Source organism: Sulfitobacter sp. 1A12779, assembly GCF_043557315.1.
Classification (GTDB): domain Bacteria; phylum Pseudomonadota; class Alphaproteobacteria; order Rhodobacterales; family Rhodobacteraceae; genus Sulfitobacter; species Sulfitobacter faviae.
In genome coordinates, this window is record NZ_JBIFFU010000006.1 from 119696 (window position 1) to 135161 (window position 15466).

The window sequence follows — 15466 nt, forward strand, 5'->3', positions numbered from 1 at the left end:
CTTATTAACAAGGTCACGAAAACTGCTAGCGGCGGATGTTCAGAATGGCAATGGGGGAGGGGCGCTTTGTGGACAATGAATCCACAGCAAAGCGCCGTTAAATTTCCGTGACGATATGATCGGGCGCGATGCCCGAGCCTTGGATCGCCGCAGCAACCTCTAACCCCAAGAGGGAGCCGTGGCCGGTGACCAGCGCAGTGGCGAAACCCGCCTGCGCGCCGCCGAGGATGTCGGTGTGCAGCGTGTCGCCGACCATCAGCACGCGCGCCGGATCGACGGGCTTTGCCCGGGCGAGGGCCAGATCGAAGATATCGGGGAAGGGCTTACCGCAGAAATGCACCGCCACGCCGGTCGCGTCGATCAGACGATGCGCGAACCAGCCGGGTTCGAGCGAGAGGCCATCCTCACGCGGGGCGACGAGATCGGGGTTGCCGACGAACACGGGCCGGGGCTGGCGTTGCAGACTGGCTTCCAACAGGGCCTGCCGCGCTTCTGTCCACCCATCCGCCCCGACGAGGAGGAAACCTTCGGCCCCGTCATAGACTGCCGGATCATCCGCCAGAACGGTCGCGCCGAGATCGGCGATCTCTCCCATGTCCTTATCGGGGTTCAGCATCACGCCCCAGCGGCGCGCAGGTTCTGCCGCGACGCGGTGCAGCAGTGCCTCGCGGCTGGTGACCACCTCGTCGTCTGCGAAATCAAAGCCAAGCCGCGCATAGCGGTCCATCATATGCGCCTTGGGATAGGCGGCGGAGTTGCTGACGACCATGACCGATTTGCGCATCTCGCGCAGGGCGGCGATGGTCCGCGCGGCCCCTTTGATCGCGGTTTCGCCGACGTTCAGCACGCCGTAGGCGTCGAACAGGATCAACTCATAGGGCGCGACGATATCGAGGAAACGGGCGGCTTCCGCCCCATGGCCGAGCTTGTCGCAAGCGGGCAGGCGGGGGCGCAGGCGCTGGTATTCGGCCAGCGCCTGCGCGGGGTCTATGGCGAGACTCACAGGATGCGACGGCGCAGGAAGGCCGAGATCACCTCACCGATGATCACCAACACGATGATCGCGATGAGGATCGTGGCGACCTCGGGCCAGTTGAAGGTGTCGATGGCACCTTGCAGGATGATCCCGATGCCGCCCGCGCCAACGAGGCCCAGAACGGTGGATTCACGCAGGTTGATGTCCCACCGCAGGATCGACACGGCCCAGAAGGTCGGCATGACCTGCGGCACGATGGCATAGGCGATGACCTTGAAGCGTGATGCACCGGTGGCCTCCAATGCCTCGACAGGGCTTTTGTCGATCTCCTCAATCGCTTCGCCCAGAAGCTTGCCGATAAAGCCGATGGAGCGGAACATGATCGCCAGGATCCCTGCCACCACGCCGGGGCCGAAGATTGCCACGAAGAGAAGCGCCCAGATGATCGTGTTCACCGACCGAGAGGTCACGAGGATCAGCCTCCCGAGCCAGAGCGTGGCCCGGTTGGGCGTGGTGTTCTGCGCCGCGATATAGGCCACCGGCAGCGACAGCAGCACCGCGAAGGTGGTGGCGAAAGTGGCGATGTTCACCGTGTCCCACAGCACCTTGAGGATCGTGTCGAGGTTGCTGGGGTCGGGCGGATACATGCGGCCGAAAAGGTCGCCGATCTGCTCGGGCGCACCCCAGACCCAGGCCCAGATGACTTCGATCGAAGTCAGGGCCCAAGCGATGGCGAGGGCGCAGCCCAGAAGCACGCCGTAGCGCGTGAGCCGCTGGCGCAGGGTGAAACGGGTCCAGTCGTCGCTGCCGAATTTCTCTGCAATCGTCGTCATTGGATGCGCTTTCTGATCACGCCGCTGACGGCTTCGGAGACAAGGATGACACCGACGATGACCATGGTGATCGCCAGCGCGAAGTCATAGTCATAGCGGCCAAAGGCATTGGCGAGCGTCGCCCCGATGCCGCCCGCGCCGACGATGCCGACCACCGCTGAGGCGCGCAGGTTGCTGTCGAGCTGGTAGATCGTGAGGCCGATCTGGCGCGGCATGATCTGGGGAAAGATCGCGTAGATCAGGGTCGAGAAATAGGGCGCACCGGCGGCGCGCATGGCTTCGACCTGACCGAAGTCGATCTCCTCGATCCGTTCCGCCAGCATCTTGGCGACGAAGCCGATGGAATAGACGATCAGTGTCAGCACGCCCGCGAAGGGGCCGAAGCCCACGGCCTTGACGAAGAGGATCGCCACGATCACCGGGTGAAAACTGCGTGCCACGATGATGATGGCGCGGCCAAGGTAGAAGATCGGCTTGGGCGCCACGTTGCGCGCGGACATAAAGGCGATGGGGATCGACAAAAGCACGCCGCCCGCGGTGGCGAGGATGGCGATCTTGAGGCTCTCAAGAAAGCCGTCGATCAACAGGCCCGAGCGTTCGAAACTGGGCGGAAAAGCCCCGCCAAAAATGCGCCCGGCACGGCCCAGCCCTTCGGCGACGCGGTTCCAGTCAATCGGCATCGTCAGACCGACCCAACCGAAATAGGCCACCGCGCCCAAGATCACCGCCCACCGCAGCACCGGGTTGGCGATGAAGGGTGGTTTTTTCCAACTGTCCCGTGGCGCGCTCATGCCGCGGCCCCATCTTTGGCGCGGTCGGCATGGGGGCTGCCGGCGTAGATCTGGTCCATCGCGGCTTGGTCGAGCTTGGCGGGCTCGTCATCGAAGATGATCCGGCCATAGCGCATGCCGACGATGCGGTCGGTGTATTCCTTGGCCTCGGTCACGTTGTGAATGTTGATCAGCACCGGCAGTTTCAGCTCACCGGCGAGGTCGCGCAGCAGGCCCATGATCTGCTCTGACGTTTTGGGGTCGAGCGAGGCGGTCGGCTCGTCCGCCAGCAGGATGTCTGGGTCTTGCATCAGCGCGCGGACCACACCGACGCGCTGGCGTTCACCGCCCGAAAGTTGATCAGCGCGGGTGTTGGCATATTGCGCGATGCCGACACGCTCCATCAGCTCATAGGCGCGGCGGATGTCGGCCTTGGCATAGCGGCGGGTCACGGCGGACCATGTCGAGATGTAGCCCAAGCGACCGGACTGGACGTTCTCCATCACCGTGAGGCGGTCGACGAGGTTAAAGCCCTGAAACACCATGCCGATCTTGCGCCGCGCGGCGCGCAGGTTGCGCCCGCGCAGGTTGGTCAGTTCGGTGCCGTTGAGCATGATCGACCCCGAGGTCGGCTCCACCAGTCGGTTGATGCAGCGCAGCAGCGTCGATTTGCCCGCGCCGGAGGAACCGATGATCGAAACGACGCTTTCGCCCTCGATCGTCAGGTCGAGGTTCTTCAGCACCGGATCACCGCTGCCATAGCGTTTCACGAGGTCGGAGATTTTCAGCATTTAATGTACCTTAAACGTGGGGCCGACCGCTTGGTCGGCCCCCGGTGTTGAACGATTATTCAGCCGCGAGGCCCTGCGGCGTGTACTCGACGCCGTTCGCCTTCTGGATCTGACGGATCACCGCCCACTGGTCCTTGTAGGTGATCGGGACGAACTTGCTCACGCCAGCGAATTCCTCACCCAGTGCGGTGCCCTCGAAGTCGAAGGAGAAGAAGGCTTCCTTGATCTTTTCCTTCAGCTCAGGCGCGAGGTCATGCGCGACACCGTAGGAGGTTGTCGGGAAGGGATCGCTTTCCCAGACGATGCGTACGTCCTCGGGGTCATAGAGACCGCGCTCGGCCATGCGGTCGACCACTTCGGAGGCCACCGGGGCCGCGTCATAGTCGCCCGCGACGACGCCCAGCATGGATTGGTCGTGGCTGCCCGAATAGGTCACTTCGTAATCCTGATCCGGCACGACGCCCAGATCGGGGAAGAGCGCGCGCGGCGCTTGGTTGCCGGAGTTGGAGGTCGGCGAGGTATGCGCGATGCGCTTGCCGGCCAGATCCTTCATCTCTTTGATGTCGCTGTCGGCCTGTGTGTAGACCTGCAGCTTGTAGCCGAACTGGCCGTCCTCGGCGCCCATGATGGCGAAGGGCTCGACGCCTGCGAGGTTCACCGCGAAAGGGGTGGGCCCGGTGGAAAAGCCCGCAATGTGCAGACGGCCCGAGCGCATCGCCTCAACCTCGGCGGAGTTCGACTGCACAGCGAAGAACTGCACATCCTTGCCGGTTACCTCTTCGAGATGGTCAATGAAGGGGGTCCAGATGTCCTCGTAGATCGCCGGGTCTTCGACGGGGGTGTAGGCGAAAACCAGCGTCGACGGGTCTTTCAGCATATCGGGATCGGTCGGCGCATCGGCGACCAGATCGCCATCGGCGTCGCAGAACATCTTGTCCAACGCGCCGCGCTCGCAGTCTTCTTGTGCGAAGGCAAGGCTGCCCGTCAGTGTGAAGGCCGCGGTGAGACCTGCGGCGAATAGGTATTTATGAGACATTGCGTTCTCCTCCCTGGGAATCCGCGCATCTGGCGCGAAATACAATAATGCGCAGATACGAACATCGAACAGTTTCGTTTGCAAGCTGTTCCGGTGCGTCGGCAGACAATTTTGTCACAAAGCTGTAACACGCCCCGCAAGAAGGAGCGGGATGTCCAAACGTCATTTAACCTATCGAAACGGGGGCTTCAGAGATCGAGTTCGATCTTGCGCACCCGGTCGCGCAGCAGGGTTTTGGAAACGGTCAGCAAATGCTGCTCCATCGCGGCGGCAGCGCCGAGCGTATCGCGCCGGGCGACGGCGTCGTTCAGGGTCATGTGCTGCTCGCCCAGAACCTGTAGCGTTTCGGGGGCGTGATAGGTCCGGCGGCGTGAAGTCCATCCCACTTCGCGGCGCACCGCGCGGATGGATTCATAGACCGTAAGGAACAACGGATTCCGCGCCATCTCAGCAATCTTGTAGTGGAACATGTCATCCGCCGCCTCATAGGCGTCCGGGTCGCTGAGGTTGAGCGTGGCGCGCATCAACTGATTCAACCGCTCGATCTCTTGCGGGCGTGCGCGGTCGGCGGCGAGGGCGGCAAGGGCAGGCTCGACCTCTAGCCGCACTTCCATGACGTCGCTTGGCGTGACCTGTCGTGCAAGGTGGCGCAGGCTGTCGGCATTGGTCGCGGGCGGCGGCGTGGCGAACGTGCCTTGGCCGTGGCGGCGGTAAATCGTGCCGTCCTCTTGCAACAGGCCAAGCGCCAGCCGCAGCCGCGCCCGGCTCACGCCGAAATGCTCGGCCAGCGCCCGTTCGGGCGGCATCCGCCCGTCGTTCAGGATGTCCCCTTGGCGGATCGCTCCGCGCAGCCGCTCGGCCAATTCATCTTCACTTGGGGCGGACTGTGGGGGCTGTGTCATGAGATGGAAAACGCTTCAAATAAATCAATGAACATACGCAGAGAGGTTACCATCAGGAAAATTCCAAAGGCAAACCGAAGCGCCCGGCGCGGGATGCTATGGGCCAGTTTCACACCCACATGGGCAAAGCTGGAAGTGAGCGGAATGATGATGGCCGCCGCCGCAAGGTTCACATAGCCGAGCGAGAAGGGCGGCAGCCCCTCGGCCCCGAGGCCGGTGAGCGCATAGACCACCGCACCCGGCAGCCCGATGATGAAACCAATCGCGGCAGAGGTGCCCACCGCGCGGCGGATGTCATAGCCCAGAAAGTTCAACAACGGCACGCCGATGGTGCCGCCCCCGATGCCCATCATCGCCGACAGCCCGCCGGTGACGACTCCCAAGATCGCCCAGATCGGCTTGGCAAAGCCGCGCGGCGTGGGGTCGTCCTTGGTTTTGCGAAAGATCATGTCGAGCGCGACGAGTGCGGCCACGGTGGCAAAGACGCCCACAAGGATCAGCCCCGAGACATAGCCCCCCAGAAGCGCGCCGATTACGACGCCGATCAGCAGTGACGGCGCCCAGAGTTTCAAAAGGTCCATATCAATCGCGCCGCGTTTGAAGTGACCATAGCCCGAGGACAGCGAGGTAAAGACGATTGTCGCAAGCGAGGTGCCCACCGCCACCTGCATGGTGATCGCCGGGTCCATCCCCGCCGTCGACAGCGCAAGATAAAGCGCGGGCACGATGACGATGCCGCCGCCCACACCAAGCAGCCCCGCAAGGATGCCGCCAAAGACCCCGGCGGAAACCGCAATGGCGAGAAGGGGCAGAAGCTGGCTGAAATCGAGCGCGTTCATATGGTTAATCTTTCTTTGTCTCTAAATCTTTCGCCAGCGACCGGCTGGGCTTGCCCGCCGCCTTGCGGGCCTCTTCGGCGCGGGTGATCGCCGCATCAATCGGCGCGCGGTCCGAGGTGCCCGAGAAATTGTCGAGGCTCGGCATCGCTTCGGCCACATGGAGATAGCGCTCTCCGGCGACGTCGAGCAGCCGGTCAAGCTCGCTCAGCGGGTCGCCGTGGTCATCGACGCGCAGGTCGAGATAGGCATGGTTCTGCCCGCGGTGGATCACCAACCCCGCGGCTTGCCGCCCGCGCATGTCGCCGCCCGCCTCTTCGCCCGCGCGCATGGCGGCGAGCAGACGTTCGGCCATCGGCAGATCATGGCGCGCGGCGTAGGTCTCGAACGTGGCCTCCACCACCTCCGGCCCGGTCAGCATATTGCCCGCGACGGAATGAATGGTCCCCACACGGTGCCCGGCCCAATCGACACAGCTCGCACCGGTATGTGCGGCGAAGTTCCCTTGGGCATCGAGCATGTGGCACTGGCGGATGTCGCGCCCCGCATCGCGGGCGGCGAATTCCTTCAGCAGTGCTTCGGCGGGGTCGCCGCTTTCCAACATGCGCCGGCCTTCGGTCCCCCAGAGCGGGTTGACGAAAGCCTGCGTGGCCACGGCGACGCGCCGCCCGATGTAGGGCACGGCGGCACCGCAGGCGAAAAAGCGGCTGGCCACGGCGATGCCAATCTCTTGGCTGTCGGGGGCACGGGCGATGATGGAATAGGTCATGGGTCAGCGTCCTACGGCATAGGCCTGCATCAGGCGGGGGGTCGCGGCGGCGTGAAGGCTGCCATCGGGGTTGCGCAGCGCGGCGGTCATTCGGCCCACCGACCACGGCTCGGCCACGGTAACGATATGCCCCCGGGCGCGCAGCGCGTCGATCACCGCGGGGCCGACATTGGGTTCGATCATCATCTCGCCGGGCAGGGCTTGGCGGGGGAAGAAACTGCTTTGGAAGTGCAGCGTGTGGAACAGCGGCGCGTCCATCCCCTCTTGCAGGTCGAGGCCGTGGTGCACGAAACGCAGGAACCAGATCAGCTGCCATTGGTCCTGCTGGTCGCCGCCCGGCGTGCCAAAAACCAACTGCCGCCCATCGGCATGTTCGGCGAAAGAGGGGGTCAGCGTGGTGCGCGGACGCCGTCCGGGGGCGAGGGAGGTGGGCAGGCCCCGCTCAAGCCAGAACATCTGCGCGCGCGAGTTCAGCGGAAAGCCCAAGCCCGGCACGACCGGATTGCTCTGCAACCATCCGCCCGAGGGCGTGCCCGAGACCATATTGCCCCAGCGGTCGATCACGTCGAGATGCACGGTATCGCCGCGTTTCTCGGTCAGATGCGCCATCGTCGGCTCTTGAGGGGCGGCGTTCTGAACGCCGAAATCACGGGCCGCGCGTTCGATATAGCGCTCGGCCAGATGCTCCAGCCCCGCGATCACGCCGGGGCGCTGTTCAAGCGATGCCTTGCCATTCACCAGCTTCGCGCGTTCCGCGTTATAGGCGTCGGAAAGCAGCTCTTCCATCGGGATGATGCTCTGCTCGGGGTCGCCGTAATAGGCCTCGCGGTCGGCATAGGCGAGTTTTATCGCCTCAATCACCGTATGGGTAAAGGAGGCGCCCATCGGGTCCATCGCGGCAAGATCGAAATGTTTGAGGATCGCGAGGGTCTGCAAGAACACCGGCCCTTGCGACCATGCGTGCGTCTTATGCACCGTCCAGCCGTGGTATTCGTAGGTCAGCGTGTCTTCATAGCTGGCCTGCCATTTGGCCATGTCCTCGCGCGCCAGAAGGGCGCTGTTCTTTTGCTCGGACACGTCATGCACGCAGGCGTCTTCGAGGTAGTCGAAAATCGCATCGGCCACGAAACCTTCAGACCAGATTTTGCGCGCCGCTTCGATCTGCGCGCTGCGGTCATCGCCTGTGGCTTCGGCCTCGCTGACCAAGCGCTCATAGGTCGCAGCCAGATCGGGGTTCTTGAAGTTGGCGTTCGGCTCAGGCGCCGCGCCGCCGGGCGTCCAGACGGCGGCGGAGCTGGGCCATTCGGCGGCGAAATATTCGGCCAGCCCCTTGATGGTGTTCGAAACGCGCGGCAGCACCGGATGCCCGTCGCGGGCATAGTCGATCGCCGGTTGCATCACCTCGCGCAGACCCATCGTGCCATGGTCCCGCAGCATCAGCATCCAGCCGTCAAAGGCACCGGGCACCACGGTGGAGAGAAGACCCGAACCGGGGATCAGCTTGAGACCCAGAGCCTCGAAATGCTCCAGCTTGGCGGCGGCGGGGCTGACCCCTTGAGCGCAGACAACCTTGGTCGCCTGTTTTGCCGCGTCGTGAAAGATGATCGGCAGGTCGCCCGCCGGGCCGTTCAAATGCGGCTCGACCACTTGCAGGACAAAGCCCGCGGCGACAGCGGCGTCAAAGGCGTTGCCGCCTTTTTCAAGGATGCCGAACCCCACGGTCGAGGCGATCCAATGGGTCGAAGTGGTGACACCAAAGGAGCCGCGGATCTCGGGGCGGGTGGTGAAGGGGGTCATGTCGTCTCCGGTCAGTGTTCGCGTGGGTCGAGCGCGTCGCGCAGCCCGTCGCCCAGAAGGTTGAAGCCAAGCACGACCATGAAGATCGCGATGCCGGGCCAGAGCGCCATCCAAGGCGCCTGATTGAGGAAGTTCTTCGCCGTGTTCAGCATTGACCCCCAAGAGGGCGCGGGCGGCTGCTGGCCAAGGCCAAGGAAGGAGAGCGACGCCTCGGCGATGATGGCAGTGGCAACGGTCAGCGTGGCCTGTACCAACACGGGCGGCAGCACGTTGGGGAAGATATAGCGGCGCAGGATGCGCGGCGTGCTCAGACCAATGGCGCGGGCGCTTTCGACGTAATCCTCGGCGGCGACGCTCAGCACCTGACCACGGGTGAGGCGGATAAAGATCGGCGTGGCCGAGATGCCGATGGCGATCATCGCGTTGGTCAGGCTCGGCCCGAGGAAGGCCGCAAGCGCGATGGCGAGGATCAGGAAGGGCGCGGCCAGAAGCGCCTCGGTGCAACGCGAGATCACCGCATCGGTCCAACCTCCGAAGTACCCTGCAACGATGCCCAAAGGCACGCCAAGCCCAAGCGCGATGGCGACCGAGACGACCCCGGCCAGCAGGGAGGCCTGCGCGCCCCAGACCAAACGGCTCAGCACATCGCGGCCCAACTCATCGGTGCCCATCCAATGGGCTGCCGAAGGCCCCTTGCGCACTGCGCCCCAATCGGTGGCGGCGGGGTCAGGGATCGGCAGCAATGGGGCCAAAAGCGCGATGGCGCAGAAGAAGACCACGAGCACGCCGCCCAGCATGGCGCTGCGATGGGTGCGGAACTTCTTCCAAACCCGGTTTTCCGGGCGGGCGGAGAGGACCGGATCGGCGGCGCTTTCGGCGTCGATGGTGATGGGTGTGGCAGGTTGAGCCATTATTGCTTCCTCAGGCGGGGGTTCAGCAGCACATAGGCGACATCGGCGAGCAGGTTCATGAAGATGAAGCCGACGGCGGTGACGAGGACGATGCCTTGGACCACGGCGTAATCGCGGTTGAACACGGCATCGACCACCAGCTTGCCAAAGCCGGGGATGGTGAAAATCTGTTCGGTCAGCACCGCGCCCGCGATCAGCTCACCAAAGAGCAGGGCGGTCAGGGTGACGATCGGCGTCAGCGCGTTGCGGAAGGCGTGTTTCAGGATCACCCGCCGCTCGACCAGACCCTTGGCGCGGGCGGTGCGGACGTAGTCACTGCTCAGCACGCTCAGCATGGCCGACCGGGTGTGGCGCATCAGCGTCGCGGCCAGCGCCGTGCCCAGCACGAAGGCGGGCATGATCATCACGGTGATGGAGCGGATGGGGTCTTCGCTCAGCGGCACATAGCCCGAGGCGGGCAGCAGTTTCCATTTCACCGAGACCAGCAGGATCAGCATGATGCCCAGCCAGAAGTTCGGGATCGACAGGCCCGAAAGCGCCACCACATTTGCCACATAGTCGGTCACGGTGCCCTTCTTGACGGCAGAGAAGATGCCCGCAGGCACGCCGATCAACAGGGCAAAAATCATTGCCATCGTGGCCAGTTGGATGGTCACGGGCAGTTTCTCTCCGATGAGTTCCAGCACCGGCTGGTTGGTGCGCAGCGAAATGCCCAAGTCACCGGTCAGCGCGTTGCCGATCCAAGTGAAATATTGCACCGGAATAGGATCGTTCAGGCGGTATTTCTCGCGCAGGAACTCCAGCACCTGCGGGTCGCGTTCTTCGCCGGCCATGGCCAGCACCGGGTCGCCCGGCAGCAGCTTTTGCAAGGTGAAGACAAAGACCGAGATCAGGATGATCGTCGGGATCGCGATCACCAGACGGCGCAGGATGAAGGACAGCATTTTGAAACGTCTCGCTCAGGGGAGGGGCACCGCCGGGACCGGCCCGGCGGTGCGGATGCAGAAGGGTTAGCCTTCTTCTTTTTTCATGCCCGCAAGGCGGATCATGCCGTCAGGATAGGGGGTGAAACCGGTGATGTCGGAATCCAGCGCCCAGATCCATGTCTGGTGGTAGAGGTACACGATCGGCATCTCTTCGTTCAGGATGGCGCGGGCTGCGGTATAGCTCTCGCGGCGCAGGTCTTGGTCGTTGGACTTGCGCGCCTTGTCGAGCAGCTCATCCACTTCGGGGTTGGAGTATTTGGAATCGTTGATCCCGCCTTCGGTGGTCATGAACTGGTGGATGTTGCCATCGGGGTCCACACGGCCCGACCAGCCGATCTGGCTCGCCTGATAGTCGCCCGCCGACTGGTCGGCCAGCAGCGTTGCGAATTCCTTGGAGGTGATCGAGATGTTGATCCCCGCCTCGGCTGCCATGGACTGCACGACCTGCATCAGTTGCAGCGGGATCGTGGTGTTGGGCACCTGCACCTCAAGGTCGATGCCATCGGCAAAGCCCGCTTCGGCCAGCAGTTCCTTGGCCTTTTCCACATCACGCTCAGGCACGGGATAGTCGGTGCTGTACCAAGGCGAGTTTGGCGGGAAGGGCTGGTTGCCCGCGGCGAAGGCGCCGTTAAAGACGACCTGATTGATCGCTTCGCGGTCGATCGCATAGCTCAGCGCCTGACGCAGACGTTTGTCGTTGCCCCAAGGGTTGTCACCCTTTTCGCCATTGGCCACGTTGATCGTGATGCCCTGATAGCCGAGCGACACGGCGCTTTCGACATTGATGCTGTCGTCACCTTCGGCCTGCGCGAGGTCGGTCGCGGCCAGACGCTCCAGCATGTCGATGTCACCCGATTGCAGGTTCGCCAGACGCACGGTGGTGTCGGGGATCGGCAGATAGGTGACGGTGTCGAAGTGGTATTCCTCAGCGTCGTAATAGTCGGCAAATTTCTCAAGCACGATGCGGTCTTGGGCCACACGCTCTTTGAACTGGTAGGGGCCGGAGCAGACCGGGTTCAGGCCAAATTCATCGCCCGCGGCCTCAGCAGCGGTGGAGGAGACCATCATGCCTGCGCGGTCGGCGAATTGCGCCATCAGCGTGGCATCGGCATCGGCCAGGTCAAAGCGGATCTCATGGCTGCCCAGCACTTCGACGCCGGTGATGGAGGAAAGTTCGGACTTGCGGCGCGAAGTTTCCATGTTCTGGCTGCGGTCGATGTTGGCGGCCACGGCCTCGGCATCAAAGGGCGTGCCGTCATGGAAGACCGCATCGTCGCGCAGTTTCATGGTCAGCTGTTTGCCATCTTCGGAAAAGGACCATTCGGTCGCCAGCTGCGGGATGATTTCGAGGTCCGGCGTGATGTCCACCAGCTTGTCGCAGAGCGAGGCATAGACGATGCGGCCCACGAAGGTGCGCGACTGGTCGGGGTCCAGCACATCGGCATCGGATTGCAGCGCGATGCGCAGGTCAGCCGCCTGCGCGCCGAGGGTCGTGGCCCCCAGCAATGCAGCGGCAAGTGTCATTTTGGTCAGTGTCATGTCGAATTCTCCTGTCGTTTCAATGAGTCTGGTTCAGCCTGTTATTCTTGGTTTTGGCGGGGGCGGAGCGTGGTCCGGTCCCGCATGGCGTCTTGGTAGAGCGCAAAGCGCGCGGCGGCCCCGGGGGCGCGCTCGGGCGCATCGGCAAGGCCGAGGTCCGGCGTGGCGGCGGCGATCTCTTCGAAGTAATGGCAGGCGGCGACATGGCCTTCGCCCGCGCGGGTCTCGCGCAATGAGGGCGGCTCGCTCGCGCAGCGTTCTTTGGCGAAGGGGCAGCGGGTGTGGAAGCGGCAGCCTGCGGGCGGGTTTGCCGGGCTGGGCATCTCGCCCTCAAGTGCGGTCTGCGGCGTGCGCGCGCCATGGGCGGCCACCGGAATGGCCGACAAGAGCGCGCGGGTATAGGGGTGGCGCGGATGGTTATAGACCGTGTCGACATCGCCCTGTTCGACGATTTGCCCCAGATACATCACCGCCACGCGGTCGCTCATATGGCGGATCACGGCGAGGTCGTGGGCGATAATGACCAATGTGAGCCCCAATTCATCGCGCAGATCGCCAAGCAGGTTGATCACCTGCGCCTGCACCGAAACGTCGAGGGCCGAGACCGGCTCATCCCCGATCACCAGTTTCGGGGCCGAGGCCAGCGCCCGCGCGATCCCGATCCGCTGACGTTGACCGCCTGAGAATTCATGCGGGTAGCGTTCGGCATGTTCGGGGCGCAGCCCGACCTTGGCCAGCAGTTCGGCCACTTTGCCGCGCCGCTCGGTCGCTGACATCTTGGGGAAATGGGTCTCAAGCGGCTCACCGACCAGCTTGCCGACGCTCATACGCGGGTTGAGCGATGAAAAGGGGTCTTGAAAGATGAACTGCATGTCCCGGCGCAGGGCGGTCAGATCGCGCCCCGAAAGGCTGCGCACATCCGCGCCGTCGAACTGCACATCGCCCTCGGTCGGCGTCAGCAAGCGCATCAGCAGCCGCGCAAGGGTCGATTTGCCGCAACCGGATTCGCCGACGATGGCAAAGGTCTCGCCCCGGCGCACGTCAAAGGAAACGTCATCGACCGCCTTGACCGTAGCCCCTTTGGCCAATCCGCCGCCTGAGGTTTTGAAATGTTTCTTCAGCCCGCGCGCTGTCAGGATCGTGTCACTCATGCGCTCTGCTCCAGATGTGTCTCCAGCGGGGCGAAATGACAGGCCACGGCATGGCCCCCCTCCAGCGGCGAAAGCGGCGGCTCCTGTGCGCAGATGGGCTGGGCGAAGGGGCAGCGGGTGGCAAAACGGCAACCTTCGGGCATGTTCTGCGTGGTCGGCACCATTCCCGGCACGGTCGCCAAGCGTCCGCGCGGACCGCTGAGCTGCGGGATCGAGGACATGAGGCCGATCGTGTAGGGATGCTGTGGGTCGTTAAAGATGCGTTCCGCAGGGCCGGTTTCGACGATCGTGCCCGCGTACATGACGGCCACGGTATCCGCGATTTCGGCCACCACGCCAAGGTCATGGGTGATCATGATCGTGCCCATTTCGGTCTCGGCCTGAAGGTCGCGGATCAATTCGAGGATCTGCGCCTGAATGGTCACGTCGAGGGCGGTCGTCGGCTCATCCGCGATCAAGAGCGCGGGGTCGTTGACCAAGGCCATGGCGATCATCACCCGCTGGCGCATGCCGCCGGAGAGTTGATGCGGGTAGTCGCGCATCCGCTTTTCCGCCGCCGGAATGCCGACCCGCTTGAGGATCGCCAGCGCTTTGTCCTCGGCCTCGGACTTGCTGGCGTCACTATGGGCGAGCACGGCTTCGGTGATCTGGTCGCCAATGCGGAAGGCGGGGTTGAGCGAGGTCATCGGCTCTTGGAAAATCATCGTCATCCGACTGCCGCGCAGCTTGCGCATGGCGGTGTGGTCGGCAAGGTCGAGCTTCTGGCCTTCGAAAACCATCTCGCCCGAACGGATCGTCGCCGCACCGGCTGGCAGCAGCCCCATCATCGCCAGCGAGGTCACGCTTTTCCCGCAACCGCTTTCCCCGACAACGCAAAGCGTCTTGCCCGGGTGGACCGTAAAATTCACATGGTTGATCTGGTCGCTCGGCGCGCCGCGAAAGCGCAGGCTGAAGTCGCGCACTTCGAGCAAAACCTTGTCGGGACCGGTGTCGGGGCTGGGCAATGGACCGCTTTCTTGAACCAATATCAGATTGGTCGAGTATGCGGTTGCAACTTTCGCGCTGTCAATCCGGGGATTGCGGTTTTTGGAAAAGCCTTTTTGGGTCAGTATTCTGGCGGGAATAGTGCCTGATATATCGGCGGCGATGCCTGATTTTTGGGCGATTTGTTGCGGCGGTTGGGTGGGCGGTTGGCGCGGGGTGGCGCTTGGGGAGAGTGCGGAAGGTATTTGAGAAAGGATGAAATGAGGGGGGTGGCGCGCTTTGGGGGTGATAGCGCTATTGTAGGGCGGGGGATTTGTTGCTTTATCGAGGGGGAGCCATGAACATCGAAAGGGCGGCATCCCCGCATGACCAGCAAACCTAAAACGGCGGAACGCAAGCGCGGGTCCGGGGCGCAATTTGTCTATTCCATCCTGCGCGATGAGATACTCGATCTGACCCTCTTGCCGGGTAGTCCGATTGACGAGATTCGACTTTCCGAGCGGCTGTCGATGTCGCGTACGCCGATCCGCGAGGCTTTGGTGCGGTTGGCGAGCGAGGGGTTGGTGACCACGTTGCCCAACCGGTCGACCGTGGTGTCGAATATCGATTTCATGAACCTGCACACCTTCTTTGACGCGATGACACTGATGTACCGTGTCACCACGCGTCTTGCGGCGCAGTTTCATACGCCGGCGGATATGGCCAATATTCGCGCGCGGCAGGTGGAGTTCGCCAAGGCCGTGTCGGCGCAGGACGCGCTGTCGATGATCGCCACGAACCGGGAGTTCCATGCCGAGATCGCCCGGGCGGGGCGCAACCCTTATTACGAATCGCTTTGCCTGCGGCTGTTGGATGAGGGGCGCCGGTTGCTGCGGATGTATTACCAGTCCTTCGATGATCAGCTTCCCAGTGAGTATGTGCAAGAGCATGAGGATCTGATTGCGGCCATCGAGGCGCGCGACATTGCCTTGGCGGATTCCCTGGCCGCGACCCATGCGGATCAGATCGTGCGGCAGATTCAGGCGCTGATTTCACGAGACCGGCGGCAGCATATCGACCTTTAACTATAGGTAGATGCACCTTTATCGGCCGGTCATAGGAGCTGTGCAGATTTTATGTCGACAAATAAAATACAATAGCTAAGATGCAGCCAAGCCCGGCGGTATCGCGGCCGGTTTCTATGAT

The 15466-nt window shown here is 63.3% G+C and carries 15 protein-coding genes; 1 reads left to right on the forward strand and 14 read right to left on the reverse strand.

Annotated features, from left to right (window positions below; all coding sequences use genetic code 11):
* Positions 1-97: 97 nt before the first annotated feature.
* The 14 genes from ACGYLQ_RS09275 to ACGYLQ_RS09340 form a co-directional block, all read right to left on the reverse strand.
* Positions 98-1003 carry an HAD-IIA family hydrolase gene (locus ACGYLQ_RS09275; protein ID WP_394442383.1) on the reverse strand — a complete coding sequence of 302 codons (906 nt, stop codon included), beginning with the start codon at positions 1001-1003 and terminating at the stop codon, positions 98-100.
* Complete coding sequence (gene phnE / locus ACGYLQ_RS09280; RefSeq protein WP_394442386.1) at positions 1000-1809, reverse strand: phosphonate ABC transporter, permease protein PhnE; 810 nt, start codon at positions 1807-1809, stop codon at positions 1000-1002. Before phnE (ACGYLQ_RS09280) ends, ACGYLQ_RS09275 begins: the two co-directional genes overlap by 4 nt.
* Positions 1806-2600, reverse strand: a complete 795-nt coding sequence (phnE, locus tag ACGYLQ_RS09285) for a phosphonate ABC transporter, permease protein PhnE (protein WP_322329752.1) — start codon at positions 2598-2600, stop codon at positions 1806-1808. The genes phnE (ACGYLQ_RS09280) and phnE (ACGYLQ_RS09285) overlap by 4 nt, the downstream gene beginning before the upstream one ends.
* Positions 2597-3370, reverse strand: a complete 774-nt coding sequence (gene phnC / locus ACGYLQ_RS09290) for a phosphonate ABC transporter ATP-binding protein (protein WP_394442389.1) — start codon at positions 3368-3370, stop codon at positions 2597-2599. Before phnC ends, phnE (ACGYLQ_RS09285) begins: the two co-directional genes overlap by 4 nt.
* A 55-nt stretch (positions 3371-3425) precedes the next feature.
* On the reverse strand, positions 3426-4406 hold the full coding sequence (gene phnD, locus ACGYLQ_RS09295; protein WP_394442391.1) for a phosphate/phosphite/phosphonate ABC transporter substrate-binding protein: 981 nt from the start codon (positions 4404-4406) through the stop codon (positions 3426-3428).
* A gap of 188 nt (positions 4407-4594) precedes the next feature.
* Positions 4595-5308, reverse strand: coding sequence for a FadR/GntR family transcriptional regulator (locus ACGYLQ_RS09300; RefSeq protein WP_394442394.1), 714 nt, complete (start codon positions 5306-5308; stop codon positions 4595-4597).
* Positions 5305-6147, reverse strand: coding sequence for a sulfite exporter TauE/SafE family protein (locus ACGYLQ_RS09305; RefSeq protein ID WP_394411668.1), 843 nt, complete (start codon positions 6145-6147; stop codon positions 5305-5307). Before ACGYLQ_RS09305 ends, ACGYLQ_RS09300 begins: the two co-directional genes overlap by 4 nt.
* 4 nt (positions 6148-6151) lie before the next feature.
* On the reverse strand, positions 6152-6913 hold the full coding sequence (locus ACGYLQ_RS09310; protein ID WP_394442397.1) for a DUF1028 domain-containing protein: 762 nt from the start codon (positions 6911-6913) through the stop codon (positions 6152-6154).
* Between the two features lie 3 nt (positions 6914-6916).
* Positions 6917-8710 (reverse strand): gamma-glutamyltransferase family protein, encoded by a 1794-nt coding sequence (locus tag ACGYLQ_RS09315; RefSeq protein ID WP_394442400.1) that lies wholly within the window; start codon positions 8708-8710, stop codon positions 6917-6919.
* Between the two features lie 11 nt (positions 8711-8721).
* Positions 8722-9621, reverse strand: coding sequence for an ABC transporter permease (locus ACGYLQ_RS09320; RefSeq protein ID WP_209219184.1), 900 nt, complete (start codon positions 9619-9621; stop codon positions 8722-8724).
* Entirely contained in the window at positions 9621-10565 is a 945-nt protein-coding gene (locus ACGYLQ_RS09325) for an ABC transporter permease (RefSeq protein ID WP_067264018.1), read from the reverse strand. Before ACGYLQ_RS09325 ends, ACGYLQ_RS09320 begins: the two co-directional genes overlap by 1 nt.
* Positions 10566-10631: 66 nt before the next feature.
* Positions 10632-12146, reverse strand: a complete 1515-nt coding sequence (locus tag ACGYLQ_RS09330) for an ABC transporter substrate-binding protein (protein WP_394442403.1) — start codon at positions 12144-12146, stop codon at positions 10632-10634.
* Between the two features lie 41 nt (positions 12147-12187).
* Positions 12188-13297, reverse strand: a complete 1110-nt coding sequence (locus ACGYLQ_RS09335) for an ABC transporter ATP-binding protein (RefSeq protein ID WP_394442406.1) — start codon at positions 13295-13297, stop codon at positions 12188-12190.
* Positions 13294-14301: an ABC transporter ATP-binding protein gene (locus tag ACGYLQ_RS09340; RefSeq protein ID WP_394442409.1), complete on the reverse strand. Its 1008-nt coding sequence runs from the start codon at positions 14299-14301 to the stop codon at positions 13294-13296. Before ACGYLQ_RS09340 ends, ACGYLQ_RS09335 begins: the two co-directional genes overlap by 4 nt.
* A 345-nt stretch (positions 14302-14646) precedes the next feature.
* Between ACGYLQ_RS09340 and ACGYLQ_RS09345 the strand changes: the two genes are divergently transcribed.
* A complete protein-coding gene (locus tag ACGYLQ_RS09345; protein ID WP_271690248.1) occupies positions 14647-15345 on the forward strand; it encodes a GntR family transcriptional regulator in 699 nt (232 codons plus the stop codon).
* The last annotated feature ends 121 nt before the right edge of the window (positions 15346-15466 follow it).

What these genes read in the sequence shown, in the direction of transcription:
- ACGYLQ_RS09300 (WP_394442394.1), bottom strand. Translation starts at nt 5,308, where the DNA reads ATGACACAGCCCCCACAGTCCGCCCCAAGTGAAGATGAATTGGCCGAG.
- ACGYLQ_RS09305 (WP_394411668.1), bottom strand. Translation starts at nt 6,147, where the DNA reads ATGAACGCGCTCGATTTCAGCCAGCTTCTGCCCCTTCTCGCCATTGCG.
- ACGYLQ_RS09320 (WP_209219184.1), bottom strand. Translation starts at nt 9,621, where the DNA reads ATGGCTCAACCTGCCACACCCATCACCATCGACGCCGAAAGCGCCGCC.
- phnE (WP_394442386.1), bottom strand. Translation starts at nt 1,809, where the DNA reads ATGACGACGATTGCAGAGAAATTCGGCAGCGACGACTGGACCCGTTTC.
- ACGYLQ_RS09345 (WP_271690248.1), top strand. Translation starts at nt 14,647, where the DNA reads ATGACCAGCAAACCTAAAACGGCGGAACGCAAGCGCGGGTCCGGGGCG.
- ACGYLQ_RS09315 (WP_394442400.1), bottom strand. Translation starts at nt 8,710, where the DNA reads ATGACCCCCTTCACCACCCGCCCCGAGATCCGCGGCTCCTTTGGTGTC.
- ACGYLQ_RS09325 (WP_067264018.1), bottom strand. Translation starts at nt 10,565, where the DNA reads ATGCTGTCCTTCATCCTGCGCCGTCTGGTGATCGCGATCCCGACGATC.
- phnE (WP_322329752.1), bottom strand. Translation starts at nt 2,600, where the DNA reads ATGAGCGCGCCACGGGACAGTTGGAAAAAACCACCCTTCATCGCCAAC.
- ACGYLQ_RS09330 (WP_394442403.1), bottom strand. Translation starts at nt 12,146, where the DNA reads ATGACACTGACCAAAATGACACTTGCCGCTGCATTGCTGGGGGCCACG.
- phnD (WP_394442391.1), bottom strand. Translation starts at nt 4,406, where the DNA reads ATGTCTCATAAATACCTATTCGCCGCAGGTCTCACCGCGGCCTTCACA.
- ACGYLQ_RS09310 (WP_394442397.1), bottom strand. Translation starts at nt 6,913, where the DNA reads ATGACCTATTCCATCATCGCCCGTGCCCCCGACAGCCAAGAGATTGGC.
- ACGYLQ_RS09335 (WP_394442406.1), bottom strand. Translation starts at nt 13,297, where the DNA reads ATGAGTGACACGATCCTGACAGCGCGCGGGCTGAAGAAACATTTCAAA.
- phnC (WP_394442389.1), bottom strand. Translation starts at nt 3,370, where the DNA reads ATGCTGAAAATCTCCGACCTCGTGAAACGCTATGGCAGCGGTGATCCG.